11 protein-coding genes and 3 tRNA genes are annotated in these 15277 nt (G+C 54.6%); 7 read left to right on the plus strand and 7 right to left on the minus strand.

The window, feature by feature from the left end:
• Positions 1 to 54: 54 nt before the first annotated feature.
• The 3 genes from J2I48_RS01775 to J2I48_RS01785 all read right to left on the minus strand — a co-directional run bounded on the left by J2I48_RS01775 (position 55) and on the right by J2I48_RS01785 (position 2378).
• A tRNA-Val gene (locus J2I48_RS01775) sits at positions 55 to 129 on the minus strand.
• A 36-nt stretch (positions 130 to 165) separates the two neighbouring features.
• Positions 166 to 1482, minus strand: a complete 1317-nt coding sequence (locus tag J2I48_RS01780; protein ID WP_207333768.1) for an MFS transporter — start codon at positions 1480 to 1482, stop codon at positions 166 to 168.
• A gap of 125 nt (positions 1483 to 1607) precedes the next feature.
• Positions 1608 to 2378 (minus strand): SH3 domain-containing protein, encoded by a 771-nt coding sequence (locus J2I48_RS01785; RefSeq protein ID WP_207333653.1) that lies wholly within the window; start codon positions 2376 to 2378, stop codon positions 1608 to 1610.
• Positions 2379 to 2450: 72 nt separating this feature from the next.
• Here J2I48_RS01785 and J2I48_RS01790 point away from each other — a divergent pair.
• Positions 2451 to 2523 (plus strand) — tRNA-Lys (locus J2I48_RS01790).
• A gap of 147 nt (positions 2524 to 2670) precedes the next feature.
• On the opposite strand, the gene J2I48_RS01795 is transcribed toward J2I48_RS01790, so the two are convergent.
• Positions 2671 to 3078, minus strand: coding sequence for a DUF3127 domain-containing protein (locus J2I48_RS01795; protein ID WP_207333654.1), 408 nt, complete (start codon positions 3076 to 3078; stop codon positions 2671 to 2673).
• A gap of 150 nt (positions 3079 to 3228) precedes the next feature.
• Here J2I48_RS01795 and J2I48_RS01800 point away from each other — a divergent pair.
• From J2I48_RS01800 to J2I48_RS01810, 3 genes are all read left to right on the plus strand, one after another.
• Positions 3229 to 3310, plus strand: a tRNA-Leu gene (locus J2I48_RS01800).
• A gap of 33 nt (positions 3311 to 3343) precedes the next feature.
• A complete protein-coding gene (gene hemF, locus J2I48_RS01805; protein WP_207333655.1) occupies positions 3344 to 4261 on the plus strand; it encodes an oxygen-dependent coproporphyrinogen oxidase in 918 nt (305 codons plus the stop codon).
• A gap of 68 nt (positions 4262 to 4329) precedes the next feature.
• Positions 4330 to 4896 carry a pentapeptide repeat-containing protein gene (locus tag J2I48_RS01810; protein ID WP_207333656.1) on the plus strand — a complete coding sequence of 189 codons (567 nt, stop codon included), beginning with the start codon at positions 4330 to 4332 and terminating at the stop codon, positions 4894 to 4896.
• Between the two features lie 13 nt (positions 4897 to 4909).
• Here J2I48_RS01810 and J2I48_RS01815 read toward each other — a convergent pair whose 3' ends face one another.
• Both J2I48_RS01815 and menC read right to left on the minus strand, forming a co-directional pair.
• Complete coding sequence (locus J2I48_RS01815; protein WP_207333657.1) at positions 4910 to 6559, minus strand: M1 family metallopeptidase; 1650 nt, start codon at positions 6557 to 6559, stop codon at positions 4910 to 4912.
• Between the two features lie 45 nt (positions 6560 to 6604).
• Complete coding sequence (gene menC, locus J2I48_RS01820; RefSeq protein ID WP_207333658.1) at positions 6605 to 7696, minus strand: o-succinylbenzoate synthase; 1092 nt, start codon at positions 7694 to 7696, stop codon at positions 6605 to 6607.
• 108 nt (positions 7697 to 7804) lie between these two features.
• On the opposite strand from menC, the gene lpxK reads away from it, so the two are divergent.
• The 3 genes from lpxK (at position 7805) to J2I48_RS01835 (ending at position 11756) form a co-directional block, all read left to right on the plus strand.
• Positions 7805 to 8869, plus strand: a complete 1065-nt coding sequence (lpxK, locus tag J2I48_RS01825; protein ID WP_207333659.1) for a tetraacyldisaccharide 4'-kinase — start codon at positions 7805 to 7807, stop codon at positions 8867 to 8869.
• Between the two features lie 109 nt (positions 8870 to 8978).
• Positions 8979 to 11009, plus strand: a complete 2031-nt coding sequence (locus J2I48_RS01830; RefSeq protein ID WP_310587245.1) for a putative porin — start codon at positions 8979 to 8981, stop codon at positions 11007 to 11009.
• A gap of 6 nt (positions 11010 to 11015) precedes the next feature.
• Positions 11016 to 11756, plus strand: a complete 741-nt coding sequence (locus tag J2I48_RS01835) for a 5'-methylthioadenosine/adenosylhomocysteine nucleosidase (protein ID WP_207333661.1) — start codon at positions 11016 to 11018, stop codon at positions 11754 to 11756.
• 85 nt (positions 11757 to 11841) lie between these two features.
• Here the strand turns inward: J2I48_RS01835 and J2I48_RS01840 are convergent, their stop codons facing one another.
• The gene (locus J2I48_RS01840) at positions 11842 to 14934 is read right to left on the minus strand and encodes a leucine--tRNA ligase (RefSeq protein WP_207333662.1); all 3093 of its coding nucleotides are present in this window, start codon (positions 14932 to 14934) and stop codon (positions 11842 to 11844) included.
• Positions 14935 to 15277: the final 343 nt, after the last annotated feature.

Here is a 15277-nt window from a genome sequence, read left to right on the forward strand (position 1 = left end):
AGCAACAAAAAGCCCTCAAATCACCTTGATTTGAGGGCTTTTTGTCATCATTTGTAGGACGTAGCAGGCTCGAACTGCTGACCTCCGCTCTGTCAAAGCGGCGCTCTGAACCAACTGAGCTAACATCCTGACTTATCCTGTCTCGACGGGGACAGGGTGACAAATTTAAGCAACGCCAGGCGTTTGTCCAGTGCTTCGGTAAACTTTTTGCGACGGTATCCGTAACAACAGCACCAGCCCGATCACAAAAAACACCAGCAGCGCCAGAATGCTATTGCGCATGCTGCCCGTAACCTGCTCGACCAGCCCGTACACAGCCGTACCCACCACGATAGACAGTTTTTCACAGACATCGTAGAAGCCGAAATACGAGGCGGTGTCGGTTGTTTCGGGCAGGAGTTTGGTGTAGGTAGACCGGGAGAGTGACTGAATACCGCCCATGACCAGCCCCACCACGGCTGCTATGATGAAAAATTGCTGCTCGGTAGCCACATAATAGGCCGCCACGCAAATGCCCGTCCAGACCACCACGGCCGCCACTAGCGCGTAAATATTCCCCACCCGTTCCGACAGCCGGGCGAAACCAATGGCTCCCGGAATAGCCACCAGTTGAATAAGCAGGATAATAATAATCAAGGACTGCCCCTCCAGTTTCAGTTCAGTAGAGCCAAAGATCGTGGCCACATACATCACCGTTTGTACAGCCATGTTGTAGACGAAAAAAGCAAGCAAAAACCGTTTCGCTAACGTCTGCTGCTTCAGTTGGTTAAACACCGTTTTCAGTTCGCGGAAGCCATTGAAGAGCCAGTTTCCACCACCAGTCTCGCGGGGTTTGCGCACCCCATCGGGCAGTACGTTAAAGGGTATTTGGGCGAAACCAAACCACCAGAGCGCCACCGTCAAAAACGAAATGCGCGAGGCCATGCTGCTCGAAATGCCCCCAAACCACTGCGGTTTCAGGATCATGACCAGGTTAAACACCATCAGCAACACGCTGCCGATATAGCCCATGGTGAACCCCCGCGCACTCACCCGGTCCGACTGATCTTCGGTGGTAATGTCGGGCAGGTAGGAGTTGTAGAACACGATGCTGCCCCCCCAGCCCACCAGACTCCAGGCAAAGCAGAAGATACTGAAGGTGATCGTGTCTTTGGTAAAGAAAAACAGCAGCCCACACGCCAGCGCACCCGTGTAGCAATAGAACTTCATAAACAGCTTCTTGCGCCCGCTATAGTCGGCCAAGGCGGTGCAAAAAGGGCTTAGCAGAGCCACCAGCAGCATAGCCGCCGACACAGCATAGGAAAACAGGACTGAGTTAGACAGGTGCATACCCAGAAAATCAATGTCGGCACCACCCTGCGCGTTGACGGCCGTAGCGGTGAAATAAACGGGAAAAATGCTCGACACGATCACCAGCGAATGCACCGAGTTGGCCCAGTCATAGAACGTCCAGGCGCGAATGGTTCGGGGATCGTTTTTCACGATGGGCATTGCTTCGGCAGCCGCCTGATTTGCTGCGGCCAACGGGGGGTGAGGATTAGGGATTGCCATTGGTTTCTTGTCGCTTACTGCTTGTTTCTTACCTCTCGCTTCTTGTTTCTCACTTTTCAAATAAGCCATACGGCATCTTTGCGGATGTAATAAAGGCCATTGTTGTAAAAGATACGCCACCAGATGTCGCGGCTGCTGAGAATATTTACTTTGTTGCCCCGGCCCAGCACCGCCACCACCGGTGCCGCCGCCGACGGGTCGGTGCGTAGGTAAACATGGTCCGTACGGGTAATACCCGATTCGTAGCCTTCGGGCAGGTTGATGAAAATGAGCACCGTTACTAGGTAGACCATAATCACGCTTTTGAGCCGAGTGGAGGTTTCTTCGCGGCGGAGTGATTTAAACAGCAATACGCCAAATACATACATCCCGAGCAATAGCAGGAGGGCCGTCAGGTAAACCCCATATTGGCGGTAGAAGAGATAAAAATAATTGAGGTCGCTGGTTTCGTACCCCGATAGGCTGTTGAGCCTGGCAATATCGTTCATCTTGCGCAGCACGGCCTCGTCGGGGTTACGCTTGCTAAACACCTGTAGGTAGTACAGCACCTTGGCCACGTCGCCTTGCTGTTCATAGGCGCGGGCCAGTTTCAGCAGCATCGGTCCCGACGCCGGTTGCTCTTTTGAGAGTGCCAACTCAAAGCGTTCGGCAGCCCCCGCCCACTGCCCAAGTCTATAGAGCGAGTCGGCTTGAAGGGTCAGGGCAGGCCCGGTTACATCGGCCGAAAGTGGTCGCTGCGAAGGGGTTTGCGCGGGGGCAGTTGAGTACCAGTTCACTAGGCCCCAGACCCCCAGAAATAGGAATATTTTTACGTGAAGGGCTTGCATTGGCCCAATTTACGCAATAATTTTGCATCGCAGTTCCAGAAACGGTCATTCATTCTGCGCGTAAAACAGACCGATCTGGTAGCTCAGCTGGTAGAGCAATACACTTTTAATGTATGGGTCCTGGGTTCGAATCCCAGCCGGATCACGAGGGTATAAAAAGAGAGGCGGTAAGCATTTTGCTTACCGCCTCTCTTTTTAAGTTCAAGGTTTAACGTTTAATGCCTAAAGTTGCTTCGCGCTCGGTGCTTGTGAACGCGAAGCAACTTTAGGCATTAAACGTTAAACCTTGAACTTAAAAAGGCAGATCCCCGCTGTTGTCGTCGTCGAAGGCGCTGTTGAAGGGAACGCTGGCAGGCTGGGCAGCACGGGCCGGACGGGCAGCAGCCGGGGCCGACTGACCACCGGCGGGGGCACCACCTTCGGCACCATCGGCGGCTTCGATACGCCAAACGCGGGCTTCGGTATACCACCGCTCGTTGTACTCGCGTGACTCCAGGTTCAGGCTCAGTTTCAGCATGTCGCCGGGCGCATATTGCTTGAGGTCGTTGACCTTATCGCCCCAAAGTGACACGCATACTTTCTTGGGAAACTGGTCGGTTGTTTCGACCACAAATTCCTGCTTTTGCCAGGTGCCATTCTTGCCCTGACCCGTCACTTCCGGCAGCGTTTTTACCAGCTTGCCTACTAATTCAAGTGCCATATGCTTTATAGATTCGGTTTGTCGAACAGGTTCGTACAAGGGTACTCCTTACCTGTTCATACCCCTAAATTACGAAATTTTGGCCGATTTTACCCCTTCTGCGTTGACTTTATGGCCGGATAGCCCTACTTTTGTCCTACCAAAAAACACGGCCACGTGGTGAAATTGGTAGACACGCCACTTTGAGGGGGTGGTTTCGCAAGATGTGGGAGTTCGAGTCTCCCCGTGGTCACAAAAGGCTCCCAATCGGGGGCCTTTTTTCGTTATGCAACAGCCCGACAGACAGTCGATTGTGGCCTGGCTTCAATCACTTCAGGATCAAATCTGTACCGCCCTGGAAACCGCCGACGGCAGCGGACGTTTCCGCGAAGATTATTGGGAACGGCCCGGCGGTGGTGGTGGTCGGTCGCGCACATTGGCCGGAGGGGGCATTATTGAAAAAGGGGGTGTGGGCTTCTCGGCGGTGCATGGCGAAGCGTCTGAAGCCACTTTGCGGCAACTCAACATCACCACCCAGCCCGGCGAGGCCCCGCCCGAATTTTTTGCCACAGGGGTATCCATCGTGTTGCATCCGCACAACCCGCACGTGCCCATTATCCACATGAACGTGCGGTATTTCGAGATGAGCACCGGCCAATACTGGTTTGGTGGGGGTATTGATCTGACGCCGCACTATGTGGTGCCCGAGCAGGCCCGCTGGTTTCATCAGCAACTCAAAAACGCCTGCGACCGCCATGACCCGGCCTACTACCCCAAGTTCAAACTCTGGGCCGACGACTATTTCTACATTCCCCACCGGCAGGAGACGCGCGGCATTGGCGGCATCTTTTTCGATTACCTGAAAGAAACCGAATCGATGTCGAAAGAAGCCATTTTTGCGTTCTGGCAGGAAGTCGGCAGTGCCTTCGCTCCCATCTATACCCACCTGATGGCCCTTAATGCTGCATCCTCTTTCACGCCTAATGAGCAGCGCTGGCAGGGGCTGCGCCGGGGTCGCTACGTGGAGTTTAACCTGGCCTGGGACCGGGGTACTAAATTTGGCCTGGAAACCAACGGCCGCACCGAGTCAATCCTGATGAGTATGCCCCCGCAGGCCAACTGGGTTTACGACTACCACCCCGCCCCCAACACCCCCGAAGCCGAGACATTGGACTATTTAAAAAAAGGGATAGACTGGGTTTGAACTAGTTTAATGTCTAAGGTTCAATGGTAGCGCTTGAACATTAAACCTTAAACCTTAAACTATTTTCTATGGATTATTACAACCAGACATTCGACCCAAAAGGCGAATTGCCCGACAGCTGGCATGGGCATGATTTTGAAAAATGCGCCTTCCAAAAACTGGATCTATCTGGGGCCGTGTTTGCCAAGTCAAACTTTATTAATTGCCAGTTTGAGGAGTGCAACTTATCGAAAATAAACGTTGGCAATACCAAGTTCGACGAGGTCAATTTTGTTAAGTGTCGGCTCGTGCAGGTTGATTTCGGGCATTGCAACCCGTTTGGGTTTAGCGTTGGTTTTGGGCACTGTAACCTCGACTTTGCCGTGTTTCTAAACCGCAACATGAAAAAAACGCGCTTTGATACCTGCTCATTGAAAGAAGCGCATTTTCTGAAATGTGATTTAACCGGTGCCGTATTTCAGGAGTGCGATTTAGAATTGGCCAAATTCGGCGAAAATAACCTAACACAAGTCGATTTTACCAGCTCCTATAATATTCGATTAAACCCCGACGACAATAAACTCAAAAAAGCCAAATTCTCCCTTCGCCACCTGCCGGGTTTATTGAGTAAATATGAATTAGATATTAAGTCGTAAATAAACGACTCGTTTACTTACGACTTAATAGAACATAATAATCGGCGTCTACCGTTACCTCTTTCACGTTGGGTTGTTTCAGTTCCTGCCAGGTGGTGGTGGGGGTGACGAGGCGGCGGGGGCCGAGGTCGTTCAGGCAGAGGCGCACAGGCATGGTGAATCCCGGCAGGCAGTTGGTCCAGCGGTAGCGGATACCCGTTGGCGAGGTGGCGTATTCGAGCGTCGGGATCTGGGCCGTGCGCAGATATTGATCAAAGATGGGTTGGAGTTTGAGACCCGTTTTCGAGATCAAAAACTGCTCAATCTGGGCTGTGGTGACGGTTTTGTGGTAAAACGTCTGGTTTAGCTGTCTCAGCACCTGCCGCCACTTCTCGTCGTTGGCTACCCACTGCCGGATCATGTGGAGCATGTTAGCCCCCTTGAAATACATATCGCCCGACCCCTCTTCGTTGACGTTGTAGTGGGCAATAATCGGCTTATCGTTGCGCACTTTTGCCCGCGTGCCGATCACGTATTGTGCCCCGGCGTTTTTGCCGTAGAGTGATTCTACGTATAGGCATTCGGCGTAGCTGGTAAAGCTCTCATGAATCCACATGTCGGCCATGTCCTGATAGGTGATGTTGTTGGCAAACCACTCGTGCCCCGATTCGTGGACAATGATAAAGTCGAATTTCAGCCCCCAGCCTGTGCCCGACAGGTCGTTACCGAGGTAACCATTACGAAACCGATTGCCGTAGGTGACCGAGCTTTGGTGCTCCATGCCGAGGTAGGGCGTCTGCACCAGTTTATAGCCATCTTCGTAGAATGGATACGCCCCAAACCAGTGCTCAAACGCCCGGAGCATGGTTTTTGCCTGCCGAAACTGCTGTCGGGCGGCGGTTTCGCTTTCGGGCAATACGTAGAACGACAGCGGCAGCACACCCTTTTCGCCGTGCAGTGTGTCGGACCAGTTCACGTAGGTGGCGGCGTTGAGGTTTACCCCGTAATTATTGATCGGGTTCACCACCGCCCATTCGAACGTACGGGTGTGGTCGTCGTGGGGGATAATGCGGCGGAGCTTTCCGTTCGAGACGTCGGTGAGGGCTTCGGGCACCCGTACCTGAATCAGCATCGAATCGGGTTCGTCATACATATGGTCTTTGCAGGGCCACCACGCGCTGGCTCCCAGTCCCTGGCAGGAGGTAGCAATAAACGGACGACCTTTGGGGTCGCGTGACCAGGTAAAGCCACCGTCCCAGGGAGGCAGTTTGGCCACATGGGGCTTACCTTCGTAGCTCACAAGCACCGTTTCCAGCTTGCCAACCTGCTGTTTTTTAGCTAGTTGTACAAAATTCACATTCCCTTCCGACCGCCAGGTCAGTGCCTCGCCGTCCTGTTCAACTTTCGTGATGCGCAGGGGCGGTTGCAGGTCGATCTGCATGGTTTGCCCGCCCGCCAGCACCCGGTACCGAATGGCGTTGCTCCCCCGAATGCTGCTATCGGCGGGGTTAATCTGCACGGCAAGAGTGTAGTGGTTCAGGTCCCACCAGGCGCGTCCGGGGGTGATGCTGCCGCGCAGGGTATCGGCATGTGTAAAGCCGGTTTGCACCGCATGTTTGGGGTGCTGAGCGCAGGCAGTGGCACTGAGGAGCAATAGAAAAGCGAGAAGCTGTAGTCGTGGCATTGAGGTTTATAGTCGTATCGTTGCCCACTCAGTCAGAATGCAGCCTCAGTGAGGGCGGAGGCCATTGAGTACCCAGGGTGCGCCGGTATCATAACGTAGCGTACCGTGTTCGATGTGCAGCGGGCTGTCAATGTTATTATGGTATAGCTGCCCGGTGCCAAGGCCCTGCGGCAATAGATTTTTGAACTGCGCAGCATACTGCGCAATGGCGTTCAGGCCGATGTTTGACTCCAGCGCCGAAGTGATCCACCAGCCAATAGCCAGACGGTTGGCCAGTTCGATCCACTCGTCGCAGTGGCGGAGGCCTCCCAGCAGCGTGGGTTTCAGGATGATGTACTGCGGCTGGATTTTCTTTAACAGCCGGAATTTGTCCACGTATTCCATGTGGCCGATCAGTTCTTCATCCAGGGCAATCGGCACGGGCGTATGGCGGCACAGGTCGGCCAGCAGGTCGTGTTGCCCGGCCGCAATAGGCTGTTCAATGGAGTGAAGGCCATAGTGGGCCAGCCGTTCCAGTTTGGCAAGGGCTTCGTCGGGCCGAAACGCGCCGTTGGCATCGACGCGCAGGGTGATCTGTTCGGGCGAGTATTGCTCCCGGATGTAACCCAACAGGTCGCACTCCTGATCAAAGTCGATGGCACCAATTTTGAGCTTGATGGTGGTATAGCCTGCCGCCAGTTTCTCGTCGATCTGCTGACGCATAAAAGCAGGCGAACCCATCCAGACCAGGCCGTTGATGGGAATGGCGCGGTGTCCGTTCACAAATTCGTTAGCCTGAATCAACCGCTGCCCACCCGAAAGAAAATCGAGCATGGCCGTTTCCAGCCCAAACAAAATGCTGGGGTGCTGCTGACTGATGAGTTGATTGAGCACGATAGGCACATTCCAGCTAAACAATTGCAGATCGATGGCATTGAATGAGTCGCAATACTCGGTCAGGCGGGCCTCGAAATCGGGGATATCGTCGAGGCTAAGGCCGCGCAGGGGGCCGCATTCGCCGTAGCCAACCACATCGGGCTGATCAGAATCGACCAGCCGCAAAAAGTACGAATCTTTTTGGGTAAGCGTCCCCCGCGAGGTACCGGCCTCGAAAGTAAAATGCAGCGTGTATTTCAGGTAGCTGACCCGGAGACTCATCAGGATGGGGTGGGCATGAGACGCAATAGACGGATTAAAACTACTACTTTTGCCCCACCCCGAAAAACATGTTACGAAATTATTACCCTGCCTGTGGCTGGTAAACTGATGCTAAAACTATTGTCGGCGCTTTACGGCGGCATAACTGATTGGCGCAACCGCTTGTACGACAGTGGGTTTATCAAGCCAGCGCGCCCCACGCAGTATTGTATCGGGGTTGGCAACTTAACCGTAGGCGGCACGGGGAAAACACCAGCCGTGTCGTACCTTATTCAGTTGCTGACTGGACTTAATCACCACGCAACCGGCAAACTGGCCACGTTGAGCCGGGGGTATGGTCGCCAAACAAAAGGTTTCCGCATCGCCACGCCCTCCGACACCGCCGCCACACTTGGCGATGAACCCCTGGAACTGTACCGGACGCTTGGTCAGCTGGCCACTATCTGTGTGGGCGAACGCCGGGCGGCGGCTCTCACCAAACTAGCGGCCCTCCGGCCCGACATTGGCACGGTTGTACTGGACGATGCCTTTCAGCACCGGGCCGTGCTACCCCAGTTGCAGCTCCTGCTGATGGATTACAACCGTCCGTTCTATACCGACGAGCCGTTTCCCGGCGGCCGACTGCGTGAACGACGGCACGGGGCCAACCGCGCCGATCTTGTGATCGTGACTAAATGCCCGTACGACCCCAACCCCACCGAACGGGCGCAGATTACGCAGCAGATCAGCCAATATACCCGCCCTAAAACGCCCATCATCTTTGCCGGACTTACGTACAGCGCCCCAATTCATTTTGCTACTAATCAACCGGTTATCATAAAAAAGTCGCCTGTTCTTCTAGTAACCGGGCTGGCGAATGCGGAGCCGCTGGTGCACTATGTTTCTGAGACGTTTGGGCTACTGGAACACGTTGCTTTCGCGGATCATCATGCCTACTCCCGCGCCGACGTGGAGCGCTTACTCCACCGTTGCCCACCCAATACCTGGCTGCTCACCACCCATAAAGACCAGGTGAAACTAGTGGCCTTACTCACCAACGATGAGCTACAGCGGAAGCTGGCGTACCTGCCCGTGGCCATGCAATTTTTCCAACTCCGCGATGCGGCAACATTAAAACGAATGGTGGCAGACACCCTTAGACAGAAGCTGGAACCAGGGCTTAAAAATCCTTAAGGGTAGCCTGTGGTGCGGCAGACGGCGGGAATTGGCCTATTTTTGCCGGGCGATGGTGGCAAGCCTTGCCTCAACGTTGCTACTTATGATAGGGTGCCTTCGATTTCTTGTGTGTTTTGTTTTTTGCCTGTTGGCCACGTCGGCCTGGGCGCAGCAGTTTCCGGGCGGCGGGTTTCCCGGTAGTCAGGGAGGGGGCGCGTTGCAGCCGGGTAGTTTTCCGGGTACGCAAACTGGTGGTGGCCGACCGGGCGGTTCGGGAGCGGGCGTGGGCCTCGACGACTCGACGAAGGTGATTTACGGTCCCAAAACGGCCCGTTTTTTTCTTGAAAGCGACGTATTCAACAACCGCAAGCAACTCTACATCACCGACACCGCCCTAGTGGGTACGCACCAATACGAGTACACCCGGCGCAACCAGAACCTCTACACCGACCTGGGCAACCTGGGCACGCCCATGCGGCCCGTTTTTTACCAGACACCCACTCAAATTGGGCAGCAGCAGGGCTACTACGTCTTTTCGCCCTACGCCTTCAACACCGAAACGGTGCGGTATTACGACACCAAATCGCCATTTACCGATATGTATCTGGCGCTGGGTGCCCGCAACCAGAACATCCTCAACTTCGATTTTACCCAAAACATCAAACAGCGGCTCAACGCCGGGTTTAATGTGCAGCGGTTTACGTCGGAAAAGCAGTTTGGCGTTGGCTCGGCCCGCACAGCGACCGAACGACTGCTGGCGCAAAACTGGGGGCTGCTGTTGCACGTAAACTACCGCACCGAAGACGACCGCTACACGCTGCTGGCGCACTTCAACCATATGAACCACAGCCTGCCCGATCAGGGCGGCAGCGTACCCACCGCCCGTCCCGACGGTACGCTGCTGGCCTTCGATTACGATGGGCAGGCCAAGCTGGTGGGTACCCTGGGCTGGGAACGCCGCAGCGACGTGCATATCTACCAGCAGTACGTGCCCGCGCAGGGATTCCAGTTTTTTCACCGGCTCGACTACCAGCGCCACGTCAACAACTATAAAGACGACAACCTGGCTGCCAACCAGGCATTTACCAGGGGCTTTTACCCCAAAGCTCTCTACGACAGCACCCGCATTCAGCAGGACGTGTTCTGGCATTCTATTGACAACACGTTCGGTATCAAGGGCATATACACGCGGGGCAAGTCGTCGTACAACTACCGGCTGTATTACCGCCCCCGGTATTTTTCGCAATCGTCAGAATATAATCAGGGGTCGAGATCAATCATCACCAAGACATCATCCACGCAATCGACCACACAGGTGGTATCGCAACTGGGCGAATACAGCAATAGCAAGCTGGAGAACTACGTGGGCGGGTGGCTGGGCTATTATTTCCCCGACAGCCTCACGCGCCTCACCGCCGAAGCCGAATACCTGCTGGGCGGCGGCTACCGGCTTCAGGGTCTGCTGGAAAGCAAGGCCTTCACGGCAGGATTCACCAGCTTACAGGCCGCGCCAACGCTGATTTCGCAACGGTTCAACAGCGACGTGTACCAGTGGACCAACAACTTTGGCCTGCGGAGAACGCAACATGCCTACGGGCAATTTTCGGTACGGTACAAAGGCGTGACCGTAAGCCCCGGTGCCGATTTCTGGCTGCTGGGGAACTACATATATTTCGACGAAAAAGGGCTACCGCAGCAGAACAAGGGCGAGTTTTCGATGTTCAGAACGGGACTTGGGCTGAGCGTTAAGACGGCCCGCTTCCTGGCCAGTACGCAGGCTTATTATACGCCCCTCAACTCCGGCGACGGCGTGTTGCGGGTGCCCAAACTATTTCTGAATGCGCGGGTGCAGTATGATTTCATCTACGCCAAAGTGCTTCATATTCAGACCGGTATCGACGTGCATTACAAGTCGAGCTACTTCGCCGATGCCTATATGCCCGTCACGCAACAGTACTATTTGCAGAACGTGGAGGAAGTAGAGGGAGCCGTTCTGGCCGACGTATTTGCCAACATGCGGGTGAACCGGGTGCGGTTTTTCCTGAAACTAAGCCACGCCAATCAGGGCCTGTTCGGACCGGGCTACTACGTTTCGCCAGGTTTCCCCCAAATTCAGCGCGGCCTCTGCTTCGGCGTAGATTGGCTGCTGTTTGATTAACCACCAATGACAACCATCACTGCCCTGCTCGGTGCCTTTGGCGAAGAGGTAAAACTGATTGAAGACTCCCTGGAAAACGCCGACGTGGTGGCGCTACATGGGCACCGGTTTGTGACGGGCACCATTGGTACACAGCGGGTGGTGGTTACGCTCACGGGCATTGGCAAGACCAACGCGGCGCTGACTACAGGCCTGGTGATGGCTCATTTCCGGCCCGACCGGGTCATTTTCACGGGCATTGCGGGGGGCGTGAACCCGGCCCTGCAACCCGGTGATCTGGTCATTGGCGGCGAAGTAGGCTACCACGACGTGCGGTCGGTGACGCTGACGATGGAACCCACCCGCCAAACCATGCACCCGGTCACCTACGCGCTGAATCCGCTCTATTTCCCCGCCGACCCTGCCCTGCTGACATTAGCCCAGCAAGCAGCACAACGCCTTCATTTTGAGCAAATTCCTGGCAGCTCACGACCACCTAAAGTGCACATGGGCCGTATCCTGACCGGCGACGAGTTTATCCACTCCGCCGCCCGCGCCACGGCCCTCCGCGACGAATACAGGGCCGACGCCATCGAGATGGAGGGTGCCGCCGTAGCGCAGGTGTGCCACCAGATGGGTATCCCCTGCCTCGTCATCCGCAGCCTCAGCGACAACGCCGACAGCCACGCCGTCATCGACCTCCTCGCCTTCCTCAGCACCGCCGCAAGGAACTCGGCAAGGCTAGTTAGGGAAATGGTGAAAGAGTGAAAGAGTGAAAGAGTGAAAGACAGAAAGAGTGAAAGTTGCTTACGCAAACACTCTTTCACTCTTTCTGTCTTTCACTCTTTCACCACTACGGTACCACGTTCACGATCCGCTTCGGGACCACGACTACTTTTTTGGGCGCTTTGCCCTCCAGCCACTTAATCACGACTTCGTTGGCCAGCACTTCCTGCTCGATGCTTTCTGATGATTGGTCGAGGGGGAAGCTGATGGTAGTGCGCACTTTGCCGTTGATCTGAATGGGGTATTCAAATGAGGCTTCAACTAGGTATTGCGGGTTGAAAACGGGATATGTGGCTTTCGAGACAGTACCCGGCTCGTTGCCCAGGGCGGCCCAAAGCTCTTCGGCAACGTGCGGCGCGTAGGGCGACAGCAGCAATACCAAGTCCTGCAAGATGGCCCGCTTGTGGCATTTCAGGGCAGCTAACTCATTGACACACACCATAAACGCCGACACCGAGGTGTTGAACGAATAATTCTCGATGTCTTCCTGCGCCTTCTTGATGGTCTTGTGCAACACCTTCAGTTCTTCCGCTGTGGGGGCTTCATCAGTAACGATCCATTCATTTGGGGTATCATTGGTATCGCCGTTGGGCGCGATCTTATAAAACAGCCGCCACAGCTTCCGAATGAACCGGTATGTACCGTCGATGCCGTTGGTATTCCAGGGTTTCGCCTGTTCCAGCGGCCCCAAAAACATCTCGTACAGCCGCAGCACGTCGGCCCCGTATTTCTCAACGATGTCATCGGGATTCACAACGTTGAGCTTTGATTTCGACATTTTCTCAACTTCTGCACTAACGATAAATCGACCATCAGGCTCAGTGATTACAAAAGCATTCCTGAACGAGTCAGGCTTTTCTCTTTTAAGACGTTCAATATCCAAAATATCGTTACTGACCAGATTCACATCAACTTGCCAGTACGATATCGAAATTGGATTGAGCCCACTCCTGAGATCAGCATTAATCCCCTTTATAAGGATCATCTCTTTCAACTGCTCATTAATATATTTTTGGGCGGTTGAACTGTCCTTAACTCCGTCCTGATCCTCAAGCATCTCACTCATTGCCTTTGACATTATCTCTTTAGAGATAAATACCATTGGCAAATTACGAGGGGGAATAGCTTCATGCCCACTATGTGTTACTTGGGCCGGTAAGAACCAGTGCATAAAATTGCTCCGTCCCTGAATCATGCCCTGGTTAATGAGCTTTTTAAACGGCTCTTCTTCAGGTACATAACCGCGATCTTTCATGAACTTATTCCAGAAGCGGCTGTAGAGCAGGTGGCCCGTGGCGTGTTCGGTGCCGCCGATGTAGAGGTCTACGTTCTTCCAGTAGGCAATGGCCTCGGGAGAGGCAAACTCGTTCGGGTTTTGCGGGTCCATGTACCGATACCAGTACCACGACGACCCCGCCCAGCCGGGCATCGTGCTCAGTTCGTAGGGGAACTGGTTTTTATATTTCCACCCTTCGGCGCGGCCCAGCGGGGGTTCGCCGGTTTCGGTGGGGAGGTACTTGTCAACGGCGGGGAGTTCCAGCGGCAGGTCGGCTTCGTCGATCAGGTAGGGTAATCCCCCGTCGAAATAAACGGGCACGGGTTCGCCCCAATAGCGTTGGCGGCTGAAGACCGCGTCGCGCATCCGGTAGTTGATTTTGCCTTTGCCAACCCCTTTTTCTTCCAGCGCTGCAATCAGCTTCGCGGTAGCCTCGGCATAGGTCAGGCCGTTGATAAGGTCGGAATTGATGTAGTGGCCTTCTTTGGTGTTATCGGCCTGGGTATCTAGGTTTTTCTGGGCATCCAGCACCGGCACGATGGGCAGGTTATACTGCTTCGCAAACAGGTAATCGCGCTGATCGCCGGACGGTACGGCCATCACCGCGCCCGTGCCATAGCCCGCCAGCACATAGTCGGCCAGCCAGATGGGCACCTGCTCACCGCTGATGGGATTGATGCAATAGCTACCCGTAAACACCCCCGACACGGTCTTGCCCTCGGCCATCCGATCCCGCTCCGACCGCAGCTTCGCCGCCGCCACATAGGCTTCCACCGCCTCGCGCTGCTCAGGCGTGGTCAATTCACTAACCAGCTCATGTTCAGGGGCTAACACCATAAACGTAACGCCGTAGAGGGTATCTACGCGAGTGGTGAAAACCTCTATTGATTTACGATTTACGAGCGGTCCGCCGCTGCGGGACGAATTACGATTTTTCACTGCGTCAGGATGGTCTTTAGCAGAGCCATCATTCGTAAATCGTAAATCGTAAATCGTAAATCTAACGCTCGCCCCTACGCTTCGGCCGATCCAGTTGCGTTGTTGCTCTTTGATGGATTCAGTCCAGTCGATGGTGTCGAGGCCGTAGAGCAGGCGGTCGGCGTAGGCGGTGATGCGCATCATCCACTGCCGCATCATCTTCTGCTCAACGGGATACCCACCCCGCTCCGACACACGGGTGCCGTTGGGACCGTCTTTTACCTCGTCGTTGGCCAGCACTGTACCCAGGCCGGGGCACCAGTTCACCACCGCGTCGGCCACGTAGGTGAGGCGGTAGTCGAGGGTGATAGCGTATTGTTCGGTCTCAGTTTTGGCGTGCCACTCGTCGGCGGTGAACTGAGATAGTCCGTCGGCCGTCACGGCGTTTACACCCGCCGTACCGTGTTGGGCAAATTTGGCCGTCAGCGTCTCGATGGGTTCGGCCTTGTCGGTGTCGCGGTTATACCACGACCGGAACAGTTCCATGAAAATCCACTGCGTCCATTTGTAGTAACTGGGGTCTGACGTGCGCACTTCACGGCTCCAGTCGTAGCTGAAACCGATGTTTTTCAACTGCTCGACATAGCGCGTCAAGTTGGTTTCGGTAGTCAGGGCGGGGTGTTGCCCGGTCTGAATGGCGTACTGTTCAGCGGGGAGTCCGAAGCTGTCGAAACCCATGGGGTGCAGCACGTTGAACCCCTTCAGCCGTTTGTACCGTGCTACGATATCGGAGGCGATATAACCCAGTGGATGCCCCACGTGCAACCCCGCCCCGGATGGGTAAGGAAACATATCGAGGACATAATACTTTTGCTTATCAGATTGATTATCAGTCTTGTATGTCTGGTTTTGTTCCCAGAACCGCTGCCATTTCAATTCGGTCTCGCGGTGGTTGTAATCGGCCATTTCGGAATGTATAATGAACAATGTAAAATGAATAATGACCCTTCATACGGACTTTATTATTCACGTTACTTTCGTGCAAAAATAGCCTATTGGGCGGGATTGTGGGGCAGGTGGTGCTCGTTTTCAGGCCTGATAGCTGAGATAGTTGCCGGGTGGCATCCTATAGGATGAACGCCCACGAAACCACCGCCAAACGAGTGAAGTAAAGTGTACGTTTGAATTTTGGGAGTTCCTTGTCCCATCGGGACATCACAGCGTAGCGTCGGTAGGAAAAAATAGGCTCGTCAGCGGTTGCGTGCCGTAGGTACGCTACAACCGAGATAGTGCGGTCGCGTACCTACGG

This window comes from Fibrella aquatilis (assembly GCF_017353255.1).
Taxonomy (GTDB): Bacteria; Bacteroidota; Bacteroidia; order Cytophagales; family Spirosomataceae; genus Fibrella; species Fibrella aquatilis.